The sequence below is a fragment of the Thalassotalea euphylliae genome, assembly GCF_003390395.1.
In the GTDB taxonomy this organism is placed as follows: Bacteria; Pseudomonadota; Gammaproteobacteria; order Enterobacterales; family Alteromonadaceae; genus Thalassotalea_F; species Thalassotalea_F euphylliae_C.
In genome coordinates this window covers 936,681-953,533 of sequence record NZ_QUOV01000001.1, presented here as the reverse complement: position 1 = coordinate 953,533, position 16,853 = coordinate 936,681, and the positions used below count along the sequence as shown (strand labels likewise).

17 protein-coding genes are annotated in these 16,853 nt (G+C 42.6%); 4 read left to right on the top strand and 13 right to left on the bottom strand.

Annotated features, from left to right (window positions below; all coding sequences use genetic code 11):
- Positions 1 to 9: 9 nt before the first annotated feature.
- The 5 genes from trmD to ffh all read right to left on the bottom strand — a co-directional run bounded on the left by trmD (position 10) and on the right by ffh (position 3,746).
- Positions 10 to 783 carry a tRNA (guanosine(37)-N1)-methyltransferase TrmD gene (gene trmD / locus DXX92_RS04220; protein ID WP_115999302.1) on the bottom strand — a complete coding sequence of 258 codons (774 nt, stop codon included), beginning with the start codon at positions 781 to 783 and terminating at the stop codon, positions 10 to 12.
- Positions 784 to 801: 18 nt separating this feature from the next.
- Complete coding sequence (rimM, locus tag DXX92_RS04215) at positions 802 to 1,323, bottom strand: ribosome maturation factor RimM (protein WP_116002289.1); 522 nt, start codon at positions 1,321 to 1,323, stop codon at positions 802 to 804.
- 37 nt (positions 1,324 to 1,360) lie between these two features.
- Positions 1,361 to 1,609: a 30S ribosomal protein S16 gene (rpsP, locus tag DXX92_RS04210; protein WP_044835858.1), complete on the bottom strand. Its 249-nt coding sequence runs from the start codon at positions 1,607 to 1,609 to the stop codon at positions 1,361 to 1,363.
- Between the two features lie 246 nt (positions 1,610 to 1,855).
- Positions 1,856 to 2,095 carry a hypothetical protein gene (locus DXX92_RS04205; RefSeq protein ID WP_115999301.1) on the bottom strand — a complete coding sequence of 80 codons (240 nt, stop codon included), beginning with the start codon at positions 2,093 to 2,095 and terminating at the stop codon, positions 1,856 to 1,858.
- Between the two features lie 259 nt (positions 2,096 to 2,354).
- Entirely contained in the window at positions 2,355 to 3,746 is a 1,392-nt protein-coding gene (gene ffh, locus DXX92_RS04200) for a signal recognition particle protein (protein ID WP_115999300.1), read from the bottom strand.
- Between the two features lie 156 nt (positions 3,747 to 3,902).
- Here ffh and DXX92_RS04195 point away from each other — a divergent pair, with 156 nt between their 5' ends.
- The 3 genes from DXX92_RS04195 to DXX92_RS04185 all read left to right on the top strand — a co-directional run bounded on the left by DXX92_RS04195 (position 3,903) and on the right by DXX92_RS04185 (position 7,295).
- Complete coding sequence (locus DXX92_RS04195) at positions 3,903 to 4,991, top strand: SO_0444 family Cu/Zn efflux transporter (RefSeq protein ID WP_115999299.1); 1,089 nt, start codon at positions 3,903 to 3,905, stop codon at positions 4,989 to 4,991.
- Between the two features lie 101 nt (positions 4,992 to 5,092).
- A complete protein-coding gene (locus DXX92_RS04190; protein ID WP_115999298.1) occupies positions 5,093 to 5,893 on the top strand; it encodes a cytochrome C assembly family protein in 801 nt (266 codons plus the stop codon).
- Positions 5,894 to 6,011: 118 nt separating this feature from the next.
- Positions 6,012 to 7,295 carry an HlyC/CorC family transporter gene (locus DXX92_RS04185; protein WP_115999297.1) on the top strand — a complete coding sequence of 428 codons (1,284 nt, stop codon included), beginning with the start codon at positions 6,012 to 6,014 and terminating at the stop codon, positions 7,293 to 7,295.
- Positions 7,296 to 8,316: 1,021 nt separating this feature from the next.
- Here the strand turns inward: DXX92_RS04185 and DXX92_RS04180 are convergent.
- The 7 genes from DXX92_RS04180 to DXX92_RS04150 form a co-directional block, all read right to left on the bottom strand.
- Complete coding sequence (locus tag DXX92_RS04180) at positions 8,317 to 8,754, bottom strand: hypothetical protein (protein ID WP_115999296.1); 438 nt, start codon at positions 8,752 to 8,754, stop codon at positions 8,317 to 8,319.
- Positions 8,755 to 9,552: 798 nt separating this feature from the next.
- The gene (locus DXX92_RS04175) at positions 9,553 to 10,857 is read right to left on the bottom strand and encodes a tetratricopeptide repeat protein (protein ID WP_115999295.1); all 1,305 of its coding nucleotides are present in this window, start codon (positions 10,855 to 10,857) and stop codon (positions 9,553 to 9,555) included.
- A 9-nt stretch (positions 10,858 to 10,866) separates the two neighbouring features.
- Positions 10,867 to 11,412, bottom strand: a complete 546-nt coding sequence (locus DXX92_RS04170; RefSeq protein WP_428977357.1) for an energy transducer TonB — start codon at positions 11,410 to 11,412, stop codon at positions 10,867 to 10,869.
- Between the two features lie 123 nt (positions 11,413 to 11,535).
- Positions 11,536 to 11,949: an ExbD/TolR family protein gene (locus DXX92_RS04165; RefSeq protein ID WP_115999293.1), complete on the bottom strand. Its 414-nt coding sequence runs from the start codon at positions 11,947 to 11,949 to the stop codon at positions 11,536 to 11,538.
- 27 nt (positions 11,950 to 11,976) lie between these two features.
- On the bottom strand, positions 11,977 to 12,504 hold the full coding sequence (locus DXX92_RS04160; protein ID WP_115999292.1) for a MotA/TolQ/ExbB proton channel family protein: 528 nt from the start codon (positions 12,502 to 12,504) through the stop codon (positions 11,977 to 11,979).
- A gap of 2 nt (positions 12,505 to 12,506) precedes the next feature.
- Entirely contained in the window at positions 12,507 to 13,898 is a 1,392-nt protein-coding gene (locus DXX92_RS04155; protein WP_115999291.1) for a MotA/TolQ/ExbB proton channel family protein, read from the bottom strand.
- Positions 13,899 to 13,921: 23 nt separating this feature from the next.
- Complete coding sequence (locus DXX92_RS04150) at positions 13,922 to 14,692, bottom strand: DUF3450 domain-containing protein (RefSeq protein ID WP_115999290.1); 771 nt, start codon at positions 14,690 to 14,692, stop codon at positions 13,922 to 13,924.
- A gap of 367 nt (positions 14,693 to 15,059) precedes the next feature.
- On the opposite strand from DXX92_RS04150, the gene DXX92_RS04145 reads away from it, so the two are divergent.
- Positions 15,060 to 15,668 carry a hypothetical protein gene (locus DXX92_RS04145; protein WP_115999289.1) on the top strand — a complete coding sequence of 203 codons (609 nt, stop codon included), beginning with the start codon at positions 15,060 to 15,062 and terminating at the stop codon, positions 15,666 to 15,668.
- A gap of 19 nt (positions 15,669 to 15,687) precedes the next feature.
- Here the strand turns inward: DXX92_RS04145 and DXX92_RS04140 are convergent, their stop codons facing one another.
- The gene (locus DXX92_RS04140) at positions 15,688 to 16,689 is read right to left on the bottom strand and encodes an MBL fold metallo-hydrolase (protein ID WP_115999288.1); all 1,002 of its coding nucleotides are present in this window, start codon (positions 16,687 to 16,689) and stop codon (positions 15,688 to 15,690) included.
- Positions 16,690 to 16,853 lie beyond the last annotated feature (164 nt).

Below are 16,853 nucleotides of genomic sequence, written 5' to 3'. Positions count from 1 at the left end.
TACCTCTTCCTAGGATTCACGGTCAGTTGCTTCACGCTTAATTTGCTTCAGCATTTCAGTCTGTTCTGCCGTCAGAGCTAGGTCAGTTAAAAGTTCTGGTCGCCTGTGCCAAGTTCTTTCCAGTGACTGAAACTGTCGCCACTGTCGGATATGTTCGTGATTACCACTTAACAACACCTTAGGTACCGCTTTCTCATTTTCAGAGCCAGCGTCTAATACTTCTGGTCTTGTATAGTGTGGGCAATCAAGTAAACCATCAGAAAACGAGTCTTGCTCGGCTGATAGCTCATGCCCTAGCACGCCGGGAACAAATCTTGCGACCGCGTCAATTACATTCATCGCCGGCAGTTCACCGCCACTTAAAATGTAATCGCCCACTGACCACTCTTCGTCAATATCTGACTCGATGATCCGCTCGTCAATTCCTTCGTAACGTCCTGCCACAAAAATCAGGCAGTCGTCTTGTGCTAATTCACTCACGCCAACTTGGTCTAGTTTCCGGCCTTGCGGTGATAAGTAAATCACCTTGGCGTTACGGCCATCTGCTTGAGCTTTCGCTTTGGCAGTATGTATCGCATCGCGCAGCGGTTGCACCATCATTAACATGCCCGGTCCGCCGCCATAAGGTCGGTCGTCCACAGTGCGATGCTTATCATGGGTAAAGTCTCTTGGATTCCAAGAATGAAATTCAATTAAGCCTTTACGAATCGCTCGGCCTGTCACCCCATACTGTGTTATGGCATCAAACATTTCTGGAAAAAGGCTAATCACCCCAATCCACATTTTGCTGCTTGTCACAGTTTAAAAACCTGGGTCCCAGTCAACACAAATTTGTTTCGTTTCATTGCTTACCGAGACAATGACTTGGTCAAAAATATACGGAATTAACCGCTCTTTTTTCCCGAAGCCGTCGTTGCGGTTCGCTTTAACAACCAGTACGTCGTTAGCGCCAGTTTCCATAATATCGGTGACTTCGCCTAGGTTATAACCTTTGTCGGTCACGACACTCATACCAATTAAATCACGCCAGTAAAACTCACCTTCCGGCAACTCTGGTAATAGTGATTCATCAACAAATATTTCAGAATGTACTAAGCTTTGAGCTTGGTCGCGATCTTCCACATCTGCTAGCTTGGCAATTAAGCCGTTATTATGTTTGCGCCAATCAACAATTTCCGCTGATTGTTCTTTACCACCTAATTTTAATGACCAAGGTGAATAGTCAAAAATAGCTTGAGGATCTTCAGTAAAGCTGTGAACTTTTACCCAGCCCTTGATACCGTAAACTGCGCCTACTTTACCCAGGAGGATTTTTTCACTCATATCACTCACCAATACATCCTAAAACTTACTAACTTAATTAAGCAGCTGCTTGAGCGTCTTTAACTAACTTAGCCACACGATCAGATAGACCAGCACCTTGACCAACCCAGTGGTTGATACGATCTAGGTCTAAGCGTAATTTTTCAGCTTGACCTTGTGCTGTTGGGTTGAAGAAACCTACTTTCTCGATGAAACGACCATCGCGAGAGTTACGGCTATCTGCAACAACAACCTGATAGAATGGACGCTTCTTCGCGCCACCACGAGCTAAACGAATGGTAACCATACCGTCCTCTATATATTTAATGTTAAACGAATTTTCCAGACACTTTCTGTACAACCAATATTTCAGGCAGACAGAAAAGCTCGCGTATTCTACGCTTTTCTGGTGATATTGCAAGTGAATGCTGGCTTTGGCAGTGTTATTAGTTGTTAACCAAGTATTTGATGGTTATTCCAGTTTTCGATGAAAGCTATTTCATGAACAAAAACTTCATGAATAAAAAGCTGAATCAACCAAAGTTTGTGGTGATTATTGACTATCAGACTCTTTTTTTAGTTTGATCAGTAAATCAATGTGAGGGATTAATTCTTCTATCTCTCTAATTTGCTCCCGCAGTGCCTGCCACTGCTCAAGCTCTAACTTACCTGAATCAAGAATAGCGTGCTTGATTTCACTGATCAGTGAATTATCTTTTTCCTGCTCAATAAAGTGATTGATATGAAGCAGCTTATCGAGCTCTGCCTGACTAATGATTTCTTTTTCTACCATTTGCTTGTTGCTCTAGATGTTGATGAAAGTGCCGTAACTTACTGATTGAAGGTGGTAATACTTGCACGCTTTTCTGATAGCACGCGATTTCCTTTTAAACTCTTCTTCTTAGCTGTTCAGCTTAACTATCACTTTAAAATATAGCTCGCAAAACAGTTAGCCAAAAGAAAACGAAGTAAAAATTGTGAAGCCTAAAACAAAAAGCCTAATTGCATATAACAATTAGGCTTTCATTTCAGCAGTTGTAGTGCTTTGAGAATTAACGACCAAACATACCGCCGCCAAAGCCGCCACCGCCCATACCCGGTGGCATCATACCTTTCATACCGCGCATCATTTTCTGCATGCCGCCTTTACCTGACATCTTCTTCATCATTTTCTGCATTTGGGTAAATTGTTTTAGTAGCTTATTAACGTCTTGAATTTGCGTGCCAGAGCCGGCAGCAATACGGCGCTTACGAGAGCCTTTGATGATATCAGGGCGAGCGCGCTCTGCTGGCGTCATCGAGTTAATAATGGCTTCCATTTGCACGGTAATTTTGTCATCCATCTGGCCTTTTACTTGCTCAGATAAATTGCCCATGCCCGGCAGCTTGTCCATCAAGCCCATCATGCCGCCCATGTTTTTCATTTGCACTAGCTGCTCTCGGAAGTCTTCTAAGTCAAAGCCTTTGCCTGATTTAACTTTCTTGGCAAGCTTCTCGGCTTTTTTCTTATCGACTTTTTGCTCTACTTCTTCGATAAGTGACAATACGTCACCCATACCCAAAATACGTGAGGCAATACGATCTGGGTGGAAAGGCTCTAATGCATCGGTTTTCTCACCAACACCAATAAATTTAATTGGCTTGCCAGTAATGTGGCGAATTGATAGCGCCGCACCACCACGCGCATCACCATCGGTTTTGGTTAATACCACACCGGTTAGTGGCAAGGCATCGTTAAATGCTTTAGCGGTATTTGCCGCATCTTGACCTGTCATCGCATCGACAGTGAATAAAGTTTCAACTGGCTTGATAGCGGCGTGTAATTCCTGAATCTCCCCCATCATGTCTTCATCAACATGCAAGCGACCCGCGGTATCGACAATCAGTACATCAAAAAACTGGCGTTTAGCATGATCAATCGCTGCGTTGGCAATATCAATCGGCTTTTGTTTAATATCACTGGGGAAGAATTCAACGCCAACTTCGCTAGCAAGTGTTTCAAGCTGCTTAATTGCCGCAGGTCGATATACGTCAGCACTAACAACAAGTACTTTTTTCTTTTCACGCTCTTTTAAGAATTTTGACAGCTTAGCAACTGAGGTGGTTTTACCTGCACCTTGCAAACCTGCCATTAAAACCACTGCTGGTGGCGCTGCTTTTAAATCAAGCGCTTCGTTCACTTCACCCATCGCAGCTTCGAGCTCTGTGCGAACAATCTTAACGAAGACCTGACCCGGCGTTAGACTTTTTGATACTTCCTGACCAACCGCACGCTCTTTCACTTTTTTAATAAAATCACGGATAACAGGTAAAGCAACATCAGCTTCTAGTAGCGCCATGCGCACTTCGCGCAAGGTGTCTTTAATATTATCTTCGGTCAGGCGACCGCGACCACTGATGTTTTTAAGCGTTTTGGTTAAACGATCGGAAAGATTCTCAAACATGGAAGTCTCAACAAGTGAATTAGGTGAAAAAATCTGCCGCCATTATACGCGTTAAACAGGCAATTAAAATAATTCCCTACTTGTTTTGCGGAAAATAGCGTATGTAAAACCATTTATGATACGCTGGCGGACGTTAGCAACAATATTGGGGCGAAAGTGGAAACCGCAAGCTTACTCGTATCAAATTTTATTGCCTTAACCTTAGATGCCAGCCCTTGGCTGCTTTTGGGCTTATTAATTGCTGGCTTAATGAAAGCTTGGCTACCTAGCCAATTATTGTCCAAACATTTAGGACAAGGTAATCGCGCGATTGTCAAAGCTGCGCTTGTGGGTGCCCCTCTGCCATTATGTTCATGCGGTGTTATACCAGTTGCAACCGAATTAAAACGCAGCGGTGCTTCTTCACCTGCCACTTCATCCTTTTTAGTTGCCACCCCTGAAACTGGCGTTGACTCTATAACCGTTTCATATGCCATGTTAGGACCCTTTTTCGCCGTATTTAGGCCCGTTTCTGCGATTGTCTCTGCAATTGCAACAGGGTTTTTGGTGAAAACAGCGAAGCCAGTATCTGAGCCTCACAGCAATTCTACACAAGCCAAAGCCAGTTGCTGCAGTAGCAAAACACAAGTAGAAGAAGTACATGCCACTGAAACAGCAACTAGCTGCTGTTCATCAACACACGACAAGGCAACAGAAAAAAGTGCGGGTCAGAAAACGTTGCAAGGCGTTAATTACGCATTAACTCAGCTAATTGACGATATTATCAAGTGGCTGCTCGTTGGCCTTATCTTCGCCACTTTAGTGAAAACCTTTATTCCAACTGAACTCTTAACAGCTTATGGCAGCGGTATTCCTGCGATGTTGTTAATGATCTTAATTTCAATTCCTATGTATATTTGCGCAACAGCATCTACGCCGATTGCGGCGGGATTTATCATGGCGGGTATTTCGCCAGGCACCGCTTTAGTGTTTATGATGGCAGGCCCTGCCACCAATATTTCCACCTTAGGCGTCATTAAAAATGAAATGGGCTCTTCCGTATTATCTCGCTACCTACTAGGCATTTCGGTATCAGCCATCGCCTTTGGCTTATTACTTGATGAATTAGTCACTTACCTAGGCATTGATGTTAATCAACAGATGCAACACAGCCATGAACTGTTACCTTTTTGGCTAAGTGCTGGCTGTGCATTACTTCTGTTTGTTTCAGCAATAAAGCCACTGCGCCGCAAAATTATCGATTAATTAAAGACAAACATGGCGTTAGGTCATCAATCTGATAAACTGACGCTGATTTTTTAGTAGACAACTCATTGTCATTCAACACCAACACACTAGGATGAGTAGTGGACTTTATTGACATTAGCACTTTAATTGCGGCGTTCTGTTATTTATTCGCAACGGCTTCCATTTTATCTAAGTTATTTGATAGCAAAGGACCAAACCACTTAGTCGTGCTATTGCTTGCATGTATTGCGATCGTGCCTCATACCTTGTTAACGACTAACGCTTTGTTTGTTGACGGGGCAATTAACTTCAATTTGCCTAACGTGGTAACGCTGGTTAGCGTGGTGATCACTATGTTAATCACCGCCACCGCAGTGAAGTATCAGTTAAATCTGCTACAGCCTGCTGCTTATGGATTTGCTAGCATTTGGCTGTTTATCAGCTTTTTCTTACCCGATGTAGCACATATCCCTTTAGCAGTGACCCAAGCGACTGTACTTAGCCATATCACATTATCGCTTATCGCCTACTGCGTATTGATAATCGCTTGCTTGTACGGCTTTCAAGTTGCCTATATCAATATGAAGCTGAAATCTAAAAACTTGGCGGCAGTGAACCACTTGCCACCACTTATGTTGGTAGAGCGTCAGTTATTTACCATTCTAGCGGTCGGTACGATAGCGCTAGCAGCTACAAACTTAACAGGCTTTATCTTCTTAGACGGTTTATTTAACACCGATAATGCACACAAAACCGTGTTGTCGTTACTCGCCTTATTGATTTATAGCATTATACTTTGGGGGCACTTTAAAAACGGTTGGCGTGGCCATCGCGTACTAACGCTGACACTAGTGGCAACAGCATTACTTACCTTGTCATACTTTGGCAGCCGCTTTGTGAAAGAATTCCTGTTGAGTTAGTTTTTATTACACAAGTGAAGATATCTGTTTGTTCGCCATAAATTTTAAGGTATAACGGATATCTGATTTTAGTTTTCGCGCTAAAATCAATCTGTTTGGCAACATAGGATCCCCCTTTTTGGACAACATTTCGACTAGTACACTGTTTATTATTTTAGGTGTGCTCATATTTATCTCTGCCTATTTTTCTGGCTCAGAAACAGGCATGATGTCACTCAATAGGTACCGTCTTAGGCACCTTGAAAAACAAAAACACAAAGGTGCGAAAAGAGTAAGTAAACTGCTCGAAAAACCGGATCGATTGATCGGGCTTATTCTCATCGGCAACAACTTAGTTAATGTATTTGCATCGCTAGTTTCAGGGGTTATTTTTGCTCGCTTTTTTGGCGACGCAGGTATTTTTTACGCAGGTCTGGCATTAACCTTAGTTATTCTGGTTTTTGCCGAAGTAACACCGAAAACGCTAGCTGCCCTGTACCCCGAAAAAGTGGCATTCCCAAGCTCAGTTATTCTGACTTTATTGTTAAAAGTGCTGTTCCCTTTTGTTATCGCGGTTAATTGGATAACGAACGGCTTTTTGGCATTGCTGAGAATAAGCTCAGAACAGCGAGAACAGCACAGCTTAAGCACCGAAGAATTAAAAACCGTCGTTAACGAGTCAAGTGCCTTGCTACCAGAGCGCGATCAAAACATGCTGGTGAGCATTCTCGACCTAGAGAAAGTTACGGTTGAAGATATTATGATCCCGCGTAACGAGTTAGTGGGCATTGATATCAACGAAGACTGGAAGAAAATTCAAAAGCAGTTAACGCAATCAAACCACACCCGTGTACTCTTGTATCGTGACAATATCGATGATGTTGTTGGCTACGTACATATGCGTGATGCGCTGCGTTTATTATCAAAAAACCAATTTACCAAAGCGACACTGCTGCGCGCTGTACGTGAATTGTATTTTATCCCTGAGGGTACCCCGCTCAATGTTCAACTACTTAAGTTCCAACACGCGAAAGAACGTTTGGGCTTAGTTGTTGACGAGTACGGCGACATTCAAGGTTTAGTCACGCTTGAGGACATCCTAGAAGAGATTGTTGGCGACTTTACAACAACAGCTGCTCCTGCACCATCAGAAGAAGTTCATCACCAGCCTGATGGCTCCTACTTAATTGATGGAAGTGCCTCTATTCGAGACATTAATAAGGAAATGTCATGGCATTTACCCACAGACGGACCGAAAACGCTTAATGGCTTAATTATTGAGTATTTGGAAGATATTCCACAAGCTAAACTAAGTGTTAGGATCGCCGGCTATCCGGTAGAGATCGTTGACGTAAGCGACAACATGATCAAAACCGTACGTATAATGCCCGAACACTTTTCAGGCGAAACCCCAGAAGAATAAAGGGCTAGGAGCAATAGTACAAAAAACGTCACTATTGCTCAAATTACCCACTACGCAGCACTTCCTCATAAAGATCCAAAATTCCATCAATTTGATTCTTTGATCGCCACCATACTGATCATTTTTACATGCTTTGTTTGCTAGTCTTGAAATTACCTATCGTAGCGAATGTTAGTAACAAACTTATCCACAGATAATAAGGTTATTCAACTTTCCACATTTTCTGTGGATAACAAAGGAGACCCCCGAAAAATATTGGCCTCTGCTTTTGCAATGTTTTTTTCATAAAAACATCATATTTTTTTACTCTTTTTTTTTGCCTAAATTAACGTCACTGGTAGACCAGATTTTATGCCTAAAGGTTAAACACACACCGAATAAATACTCTTCACAGCAGGTGCTTTGCTAAACACTTCTCGCTTGCACGTTTTACTCACGCTTTTCGAGCAAATAAGAGGAACAATACCTAGAAGCTGAATTACAGCTAGCCATAAATCACCGCAGGATAAGAGCAAGCAATTTAACATTCACCCCTTTCCATTTCATGTTTAGTTTATATCGTTCGTCTTTCTCGCCCCTACCGATAAACCTTGTAGGACAAAAAACGTCACTGCGTGAAAGGCACAAAGGTAGCTTAGTTATCTATCGGTAGAGGAGAACAAAAAGCGCTGCCACGCACTTTAACTGTCAATATTGTCTAGGACAGATCACTAAGAATAAAAAAAGCCCCACACCATGTGCAGAGCCTAAGAAAAGCTCAATTTGCAGGGGATAGAGGAGAGCTAAAGCTCTATCTTACAATGTCACGTACTTTAACTGTCGACAAGTTTCTGAGAATAAAAAAAGCTCAATTTGCTTGGGAGGAGAGGAGAGCAAAAAGCTCGACCTTGCTATTTCTCGTCATTTAACTGTCGACAAGTTTCTGGGAATAAAAAAAGCCCCACACTAGGTGCGGGGCCAAAAGAAAGCTCAGCTTGGGGGAGAGCTTAAAATAGCAATTGGGTTTTAGAAACGCTGTGTTCTAGCTTTTGTGCTTACGAACAAAACGACTAATGATTTCGCCATTACAGTAGATAGCATCAATGTTCTTGTATTGTGCTTGTGCTGCATCTAAGCCATTAACCACTGCATCACGACAGATTTGTGAGGCAAGTGCTTTGTCTGCAGCAACAAATTTGAAAACGACATCTTTTACTGACAATGCTGCCTGCGCGTCATATTTTGCAGCGAAGCGGCTTAATGATGTTTCGTTACAGTAGGTTTTGCGTTTTACTTCGCTGTACTTCATGCCAAGTGAGCGTGCTACTGCTTTCGCTTCAGCGATACCACCTTGCGCAGCGGCCATACAAAGCTGTGTTTCAGCAGTTTGATCTAACGCTCTAAATTCAACTTGATTGACTTTTGCTGACGCCGTGAAAGAAACAGCTAAAGTTAACGCAGCAACAAATAATGATCTCATGGCACACCTCATATAACGCTTTTAATGATTAACGAGTATCTCTACTCAACTGCTGGCTAGTATATAGACTCTTTACTCTAATGTAAATTTATTTTGTAATTTAATTTCATAAAAAGGTGTTTTTGACATGTCAACCCTTAATTTTTCGTAATATACTTTCATAAAAACATAAATTGATGTTAAAACCCCCATATTTCAATACCTTGAAATAAGTAGATGAATTTCAAAAATATCCATGACAACGCTTACAGTCAGTAATAGCGATATGTTTTCGTAGAATATATCCACAAAAATTTACTTTCATGAGATTTTTTAAAAGAAAATTACATAAAGTAGCCTTTTGAGAATCAAAACAAAAAATGGTAATTTGCTAGTCACGCTGGGGCGACAAGGTACTCAAAAAGAATACCTAGGTAGGTTTAAACCAAAAGCTAGTCAAACAGGCAGTGAACTAACTATCTAGTTAGCCGTTTTAGTGGGTGGATGATTGAGAAGCGCTAGGTGTTTAAGTGCTGAAGTCTAACTCCTTAAATATGTGCTTCTAATTGAGACGTATCGAACTCTCGAAACTTTCTATAAGTTCTCTTTGGTATAGCGTGCCCCCTTTTAACTTAAATAAGGCTGCTCTAAACCACTTACATTTAAATTTGAAAAGCCATAAATATTAAAAAAGCCATAAATATTAAAAAAGCCGCAAGTGCGGCTTTTGTTTTATCTTTGAGTAGTTAGCCCCTTAATTTAACTTAGTAAGGGCATACTTATTGAGTGTATTTGGCTAAATTTCACTAGATAATGGCGCTAGTTCATTGCCAAGCGCTGTTGATAGTCACGCTCTTTTTCAACGTACTTAGTCCACTGCTTAGCTGTTTTGGCAACGTCTTTAAAGGCTTGAGCATCGGCGAAAGCAGCGATTGCTTCGTCAAAATTGCCTAAGTTAAAGTTCGCCATGCCTAGTGCTAAATGCATATTGCCTTCGTTATCCAAATCACCGCGTTTTAAGGCGACTTTGGCGGAATCAATCGACTGCTGCCACTTTTCTGTGTTTAAGTAGGCTTGTGCTAATTGCTCATCAAACTTGCCGTTTTCAGCAATTTCAGCGCCTTTGATCAAGGCCGGAATTGCTTTGTCGTCTTCCTTGGCCATCACATAGGCTTGTGCCATTAGCTGAATGCGTTTTTCATCGGCAATAACAATCCCTTTAGCAATCGAGTCATCCAACAGTTTTGCCGCTTTGTACGGTAGCTGATTGAACAAATACAATTGGGCGAGCATGATAATATCGCTAGATTTACTGATATAGCCTGCCTGCCATGCGGTTTCCATCGCACCAAGTTGTTTCTTCTCTTCACCAATTTCACCGTACATGCCCGCTAATTGGATCCAGTACTGTGGCTTTTGGTATAAACGCACTAGCTCTTCCATCACTTCAGTCACCTTTTCAGGCTGCTTAAGCTCGTAGTAAGCTGCACGTTGCAGAATTAACCAGTTTTCTTTTGGCGTTTCGTCTTTCGCTTTCACCATATCAATGGCGGCATTGATATGGTTAAGTGCGTCCGCATACTTTTTGTCTTGGTAATAGACCTGAGCGAACAAAATATGCTGGCCAGATTGCATTTCCTTATCGGTATTGGCGCGCCACTGTTGTAAGAAGCCAAGTGCCTTACCATAGTCTTGTTGCTGCATTGCTAATTGAGCAAGCGAGTAAACGGTTGAAAGGTAAAGCGACTCTGGGATGGCTTCTTCAGCGATAACATTTTCGAAACTGGTGATCGCATTGGCGATGTCGTCATTACCGTAATGCATAAAGCCATAGAAGTTCCACATCATGGCTTTTTCATAGCTGTTAAGCTGGTTAATGCGCTCTTTTACATCGTCCAATACACCAAAACCAGCCGCTTTATCACCACCGTCAGCCAATTGCTGAGCACGGGCTAGTTGGGTGTATACGCGATTTCGCATCGCTGGTACTTTCTTAGAAGCGCGCTTGGCAGGTGATGCTTCAGCCGCCTTTACAACGCCACCTAAAAAGTCACCACTCACAATTGGTGAGCCATAAAGTACACCAGCTGCTACTAAGGACATGATTAGCTTTGATTTTTTCATGAGCTGCTCCTATCCGTCAATTTGGAATGTAATTTTGTTTTGTACGCCAGCCACTTCTACCGCAGTACCGTCAACAACACGAGGTTTGTACTTAAACTTCAAGGCTGCGTCGACTGCCGCGCGGTTGAAGATATCTGCTGGCTGCGCTTCGACAACTTTCGGGTCGCGTACTGAACCATTCGTGGTTACGGTAAATTCAACAATCACGTAACCTTCAATACCACGAGACTGCGCACGACGAGGGTAAATTGGCGCCACTTTTACAATCGGTAAGTAATCGCCATCACCGTTGTCTAAGCTCAAACCACCTGCTAGGCCAGTATCTGCACTCACATCGGCGGTAAACGCTGTGCTGATTGCATCTGCGTTCGGGTTTGCCTGTTGCATTTGTGGTTGCTGCATTGGTGGCGGTGGGGTTTGCGGCCTAGGTGGCTTTTGTGGTTTACGCTCTTTCTTTTGTACCGTTTCTTCTTTCTTTAAACGAATAAAGTCGAGCACGTTACCACGTGGCGGCTCAGTTAACGCGTCTTTACCACCAGTGATCAAGGTTTGCATACCCCAAAGCAAAACAAAGGTCACGCTAACAGCAAGCGCTAACGCGATGCCGTAACGTGGTAAAGCGCTTGGTGCTAATGAGTTTGTAGCGCTGCTATTTGACGTTACACTAGTGCTCATCGATTATGCCTCTTGAGCAGCAATTGATACATCAAACACACCAGCGGCGCGAGCAGAGTCCATTACTTTGATCAGCACATCCGTGGTCGCTTTTTTATCAGCTTGAATGACCACTGTCCCTTGCGGGTTTTCTGCTTTTAAGCGTTCAATGTTCGCTTGTACGGCACGCACATCAACACGACGTTTGTTGATCCAAATTTCGCCCTTGTCACTAATCGCAACAAGAATGTTAGCGCGCTCTTTTTTCACTGCTGTCGCAGCTTCTGGACGGTTAACTTCAATACCCGCTTCTTTGACGAATGAGGCGGTAACGATGAAGAAAATAAGTAGAATAAATACAACGTCTAGCATCGGCGTCATATTAATTTCTTCTTGTTCTTCCTGTTCTTGTAAAACTTTTGCTAATTGAGAACGCATAGTTCTAACCCTTATTTTGGCTCCAGCTTAATGCTGAAGCACAAGTGAATCTTCTAATTGTTCAGTTCTGCGTTTGGTTTTGCGTTGCAACCAAGTCACCACAAAAACACCCGATAATGAACCGACCATACCAGCCATGGTTGGAATAGTGGCGCGAGATACCCCAGACGCCATTGAGCGCGCATTGCCGCTACCAGAAATTGCCATTACGTCGAATACTTGAATCATACCCGTTACGGTTCCCAGTAGACCTAGCAGTGGGCATAGCACGACTAGGCTCTGAATCAAGGCAACATTCTGATTAAGCATTTCCGTTAAGCGCGATACTTGCGCAATACGAATTTGCTCAGCATTCCAAGAGCTTTTATCGGCTCTTGCTTGCCAGTTGGCAATAACTGATTTTTTAATGCCGTTGTACGTTTTTAAGAAAAAAAACAAACGTTCGAAAATCAGTAACCACATAAGGCAGATAACGCCGGCGATCACGGTCAGTACCTGACCACCGGTATCTAGAAACGCGCTGATACTATTCATCATTTCGATGAATATAATCATGTTTACGCTCCTTTCTCTGCGCGCTCAGCAACAATGCCAGCACTTTGCTGCTGTAGAATATTGATAATGCCACGGCTACGTGTGGTTAAAATGGTAGAGATAAACACCATAGGAATCGCCACAACTAAGCCAAGAACTGTAGTCACAAGTGCTTGTGAGATACCACCGGCCATGAGTTTCGGGTCACCGGTACCAAACAAAGTAATTGCTTGGAAGGTATTGATCATACCGGTTACGGTACCTAGTAGACCGATAAGCGGTGCGACTACTGAGATGATCTTGATCATGGTTAAGCGTGAGGTAAGCTGAGGCACTTCTTTTAGAATGCGCTCAGAAAGTTTTAGCTCTAAGGTTTCAACGTCAACGTCTTTGTACTCTTCTTTTGCCATTAGTACACGGCCTAACGGGTTATCATTAGAAGGTGTTGCCGTTTTAAGTTGTCGGTTTACTTTATTACCCACTAGGAATAATGCGATGAAACGCTCAAGTGCAATCAGTAAACCAATTGCACCAATCGCTAAAATCACGTAGCCGACAGGGCCACCCTGGTCAACGCGCTCTTGCGTATCAGGTGCCTGTACTAACAAGCTTAAAATTGAACCACCAGTTGGGTCTAACGCAAATGCTACTTGTTGCGTGCCTTGTGAGGGATTAGCTGCAGTCATATCAGCCGCAGTACCCAAGTAACGACCAGAAGGCTGACGAATTAACTCAGCAACACTGCCTGTCTCGCTGATAAATTCTAGGTACTTGTTGTTCGCCACTAAGTTGAAGTTACCAATACGCGTCACAGTTGCAGTTTGTTTTGAACCATCAGCTAACACTACTTCGCGATCGAAACGCACTACTTTCGCACTTTCCGTCATTTCACGTTGTAATTCGAACCAGATCTTTTCAATTTCTTCGATTGACGCAAGCTTTGACGAAGAGCCCATTGATTGAGCAAACTCATCTAAGAAAGCTTCACGGCCAGGGATCTGTGCTGAAATAACTGAGTTTTGGAACTTGCTTTTGGTATCGCCAGCCACTTGCTGGAGTACACCAAATAGCTCTTTTAATTCACCTAAACGCTTGTTCAATGCTTCTTGACGGTTGGCTAACTCAATTTCATTATTTTGGAAGCTAGCTTCTAACTCAGTACTTAATTTGATTTGGTTGTCACGCTCGTTAGTCGCATTTGCTAGTAACTGGTCTTGCTCAGACTTACGCGCCATAAAATCAGCTTCACGCTGTTTGTTTTGCTGAGTTTGAGCAACTTTACCTTGCGCTAATTGTTCAAGTAATTGATCTAAGCTAGTAGCTTCTTGAGCGTTAGCAGCAAAAGCAGCAGAAGTTAGGGTTACTGCTGCCAAGAAAGTTGAAACGTGCTGTTTAACACGATTTAAAGATTTCATGTTCACGGTAAAAATAACTCCAATTACTTGTTCACGTTAACCGGAACAACCACTAGGTCCGGTGCTAATTGTTTGCGGGCAATACGTAAGGCTTTGTTGATATCTGTGCGGTAGCCAGCGTCTAAATCGTCCCAGCTATTGCTGTCAGTGTTCCAAGCCCCCATACGTGAACCATCGCGTGTTTGATAGATGTAAGCAACACGGCCAATGCGTAGGAAGTCAACATCCATTTCTTTACCGTCTAGCTCAAGTAAATCGCTGTACGCTTCGATAGTGCGACCGTAATCAACTTCTACTTGGTAAGCTTCCATCACTCGGCGGAACTTTTCAGAAGCAGAAATATCAGCGCGCTCCATCATTGCCTTAAGGTTGGCAACACGCGTGCTACGCTCTTCTGCTAGGAAAGGTACATCTAATGAAATAAAGGCTTCGAGGGTGTCAATCATGCGCGCCATTAATGGCGAAATTTGACGCTCAATAATGCTTACTTGCTCCATTGAGCTTGCTAAGTCTGCTAATTCCGTTAGCTGGTTATCAATTTGCTTTTGCATTTGACCGTTATAAACGTTTAAACCATCAATTTCTTTGTTAACCGCTTTAAACTGTTGAAGCTTGCTTTGAATTTGATCGGCAATTTTATCGATTTTTTGTTGTGACTTGCCGGCAGATTGGTTGATTTCTTGGCCAGCTTTCACTGCTTGATCTAGCTGCTCAGATTGAGCAGCAAGCGCAGATGAAGCCATACTTGCCATGCCTACAAACAACCCAGCTTGCGCCAGTTTTGACAATTTCATAAGAGTAAACCTTAGAGTATTTAATAAAATGCGTTAGTTGCGCGGTGAAGCACACGACTAACGAATAAAGCTATAAAAATAGATGGTAAGAATTTTAAGTTTGAAATGTGACGGTTGTGTTTCGCTAATGTTTCAGCTTTATTAAATTACAGTAAGGTGACGTTTTTCTTACCGTTTTCAAAATATCGTCACAAAAGTGTACAGCAAGCTATAACGACTTAAGCAAGCCTAAATTGGGCGTATTGGGGAACTTAAAGTGCAGGTAAAGGTCGGAAGAAGTGTTCAAAATACATTCACTTTTCCTCGTTAGTTGAGGTTTAGTCTTAGCTTTAGTTTTAAAAAAGGAATGAAGTTACTAGCAATGGATATGAAGAAATCATTACTTAAAGGCTTGTTGGTTTGTTGTTTACTGACAAACTTAGTCGCATGCTCATCGATGTCTTTTATTGGCATGTACAAAATGAGTCAAATGGACCCAATGACGATGGATCCAGCGCAAATTAGTGTCGCAATAAAAACCGATCAGGCAGTCGAAGTAAAAAAAGGGGCTGCGACTATTACCTTCCGATACCAAAGTGAAGATCAGAGCAAAGACCAATCAATCAATATCGATAAGGTATTTGAAGTGGTCGTTGATAACCAAAATAAAGCGGCGTATGAACTGTTTGGCAAGTTAAAGCCAACAGAGGTTGTTACTTCATTGTCGCTCACCGCCGAAGATGCGCAATTATTTCGAGGCTTTCAACAACAAATCGCAGCTCACAAAGCTAACGGTGGCAAAGGTACAGGGTCATTTGGTTTAGGGTTAACCGACTTTTGCTTACCTGAGCCCATGCCTAAACGGGATCTATTGGTCGATGTTTACCTGCAAACCGATCGACAAGATGGCTTTTTTAAGTTCCTAAGTGATGTAGACATTAAAGAGCAGGCAAAAGCGCTAGAAGAGAAAGGCAACTCATTGAAGTGTCACTCATAGCCGTTTAACGCGCCTTTGGCTATTTTAGCGAGCGCCACCAGCGCTCACTTGATATCGCGCTATCTGTGTCGCTACCTGTACCATTACCTTTCGAATAATTTAGCGCAAAAAATTCACCAAAAACAGGAGTCGAAAGCTCAACATCGTTTTGTTCAGCAAGCTTGGTGATGCGCTCTAACGGTTCATCCCAGTCGTGAAGCGCTAAATCAAAAGTGGCATTGTGAATTGGCATCATCACCTTGCCTTTTAGATCCAAATGCGTTTTCAGGCTTTCCTCAGGGATCATATGTACCCCTTGCCACGCTTCGTTATAAGCGCCGGTTTCAACAAAGGTTAAATCGAACGGGCCATACTTTTTGCCAATTTCTTTAAAGCCAGAGAAGTAGCCGCTATCGCCACTAAAAAATACGTTAGTTTCTGGTGTGCGAATGACAAAGCTTGCCCAAAACGACTGGTCACGATCAAATAAACTTCGACCTGAAAAGTGTTGCGTAGGCGCGGCAACAAATTCAATGCCTTTAGCATTGACTGACTGCCACCAATCAAGCTCAATAATTTTGCTGGCATCTACACCCCACTTAACAAGTTGATCACCAACTTTTAGCGTAGTAATAAATTGTTCAGTTTTATTTTTAAGTTGAGCAATGGAGCCTTTATCGAGATGATCGTAATGATTATGGCTGATCAGTACGATATCAACGTACGGAATGTCAGCTAATTCAATTGGTGACTCATGAAAACGCTTCGGCCCTGCCCATTGTACAGGTGATGCTCGCTCACTGAACACAGGGTCAACCAAGATCACTTGCCCGTTAACTTTCAATAACAGCGATGAATGACCAAGCTTAACGCCAGTGTTATCTGGTGCAGCGAGCACATCATCAAAAGAGAACTTAGCGACAGGCAAAGCAACAGATGGCATAGCAGCACTGCGTTTACCACCAAAGTGCTTTTTCAAAAAGGTTGCAATGGTTTTTGAGTCAACAATGTACTCAAATTCGGTATTTTCAAACTTTGCCATGAACTTGCTTTGCCCGCGTTAATACTTTCACTTTCAATACTTTAAATAGTTTCGACGTTTATTCACTAGCTCGCTGCTAGTCTTTTGTTAGACAAACTATTCTATCACTGACTAGACGTGTGCAAATAACACCAAACATAATAAATTATGCTGGCTGATTTAAT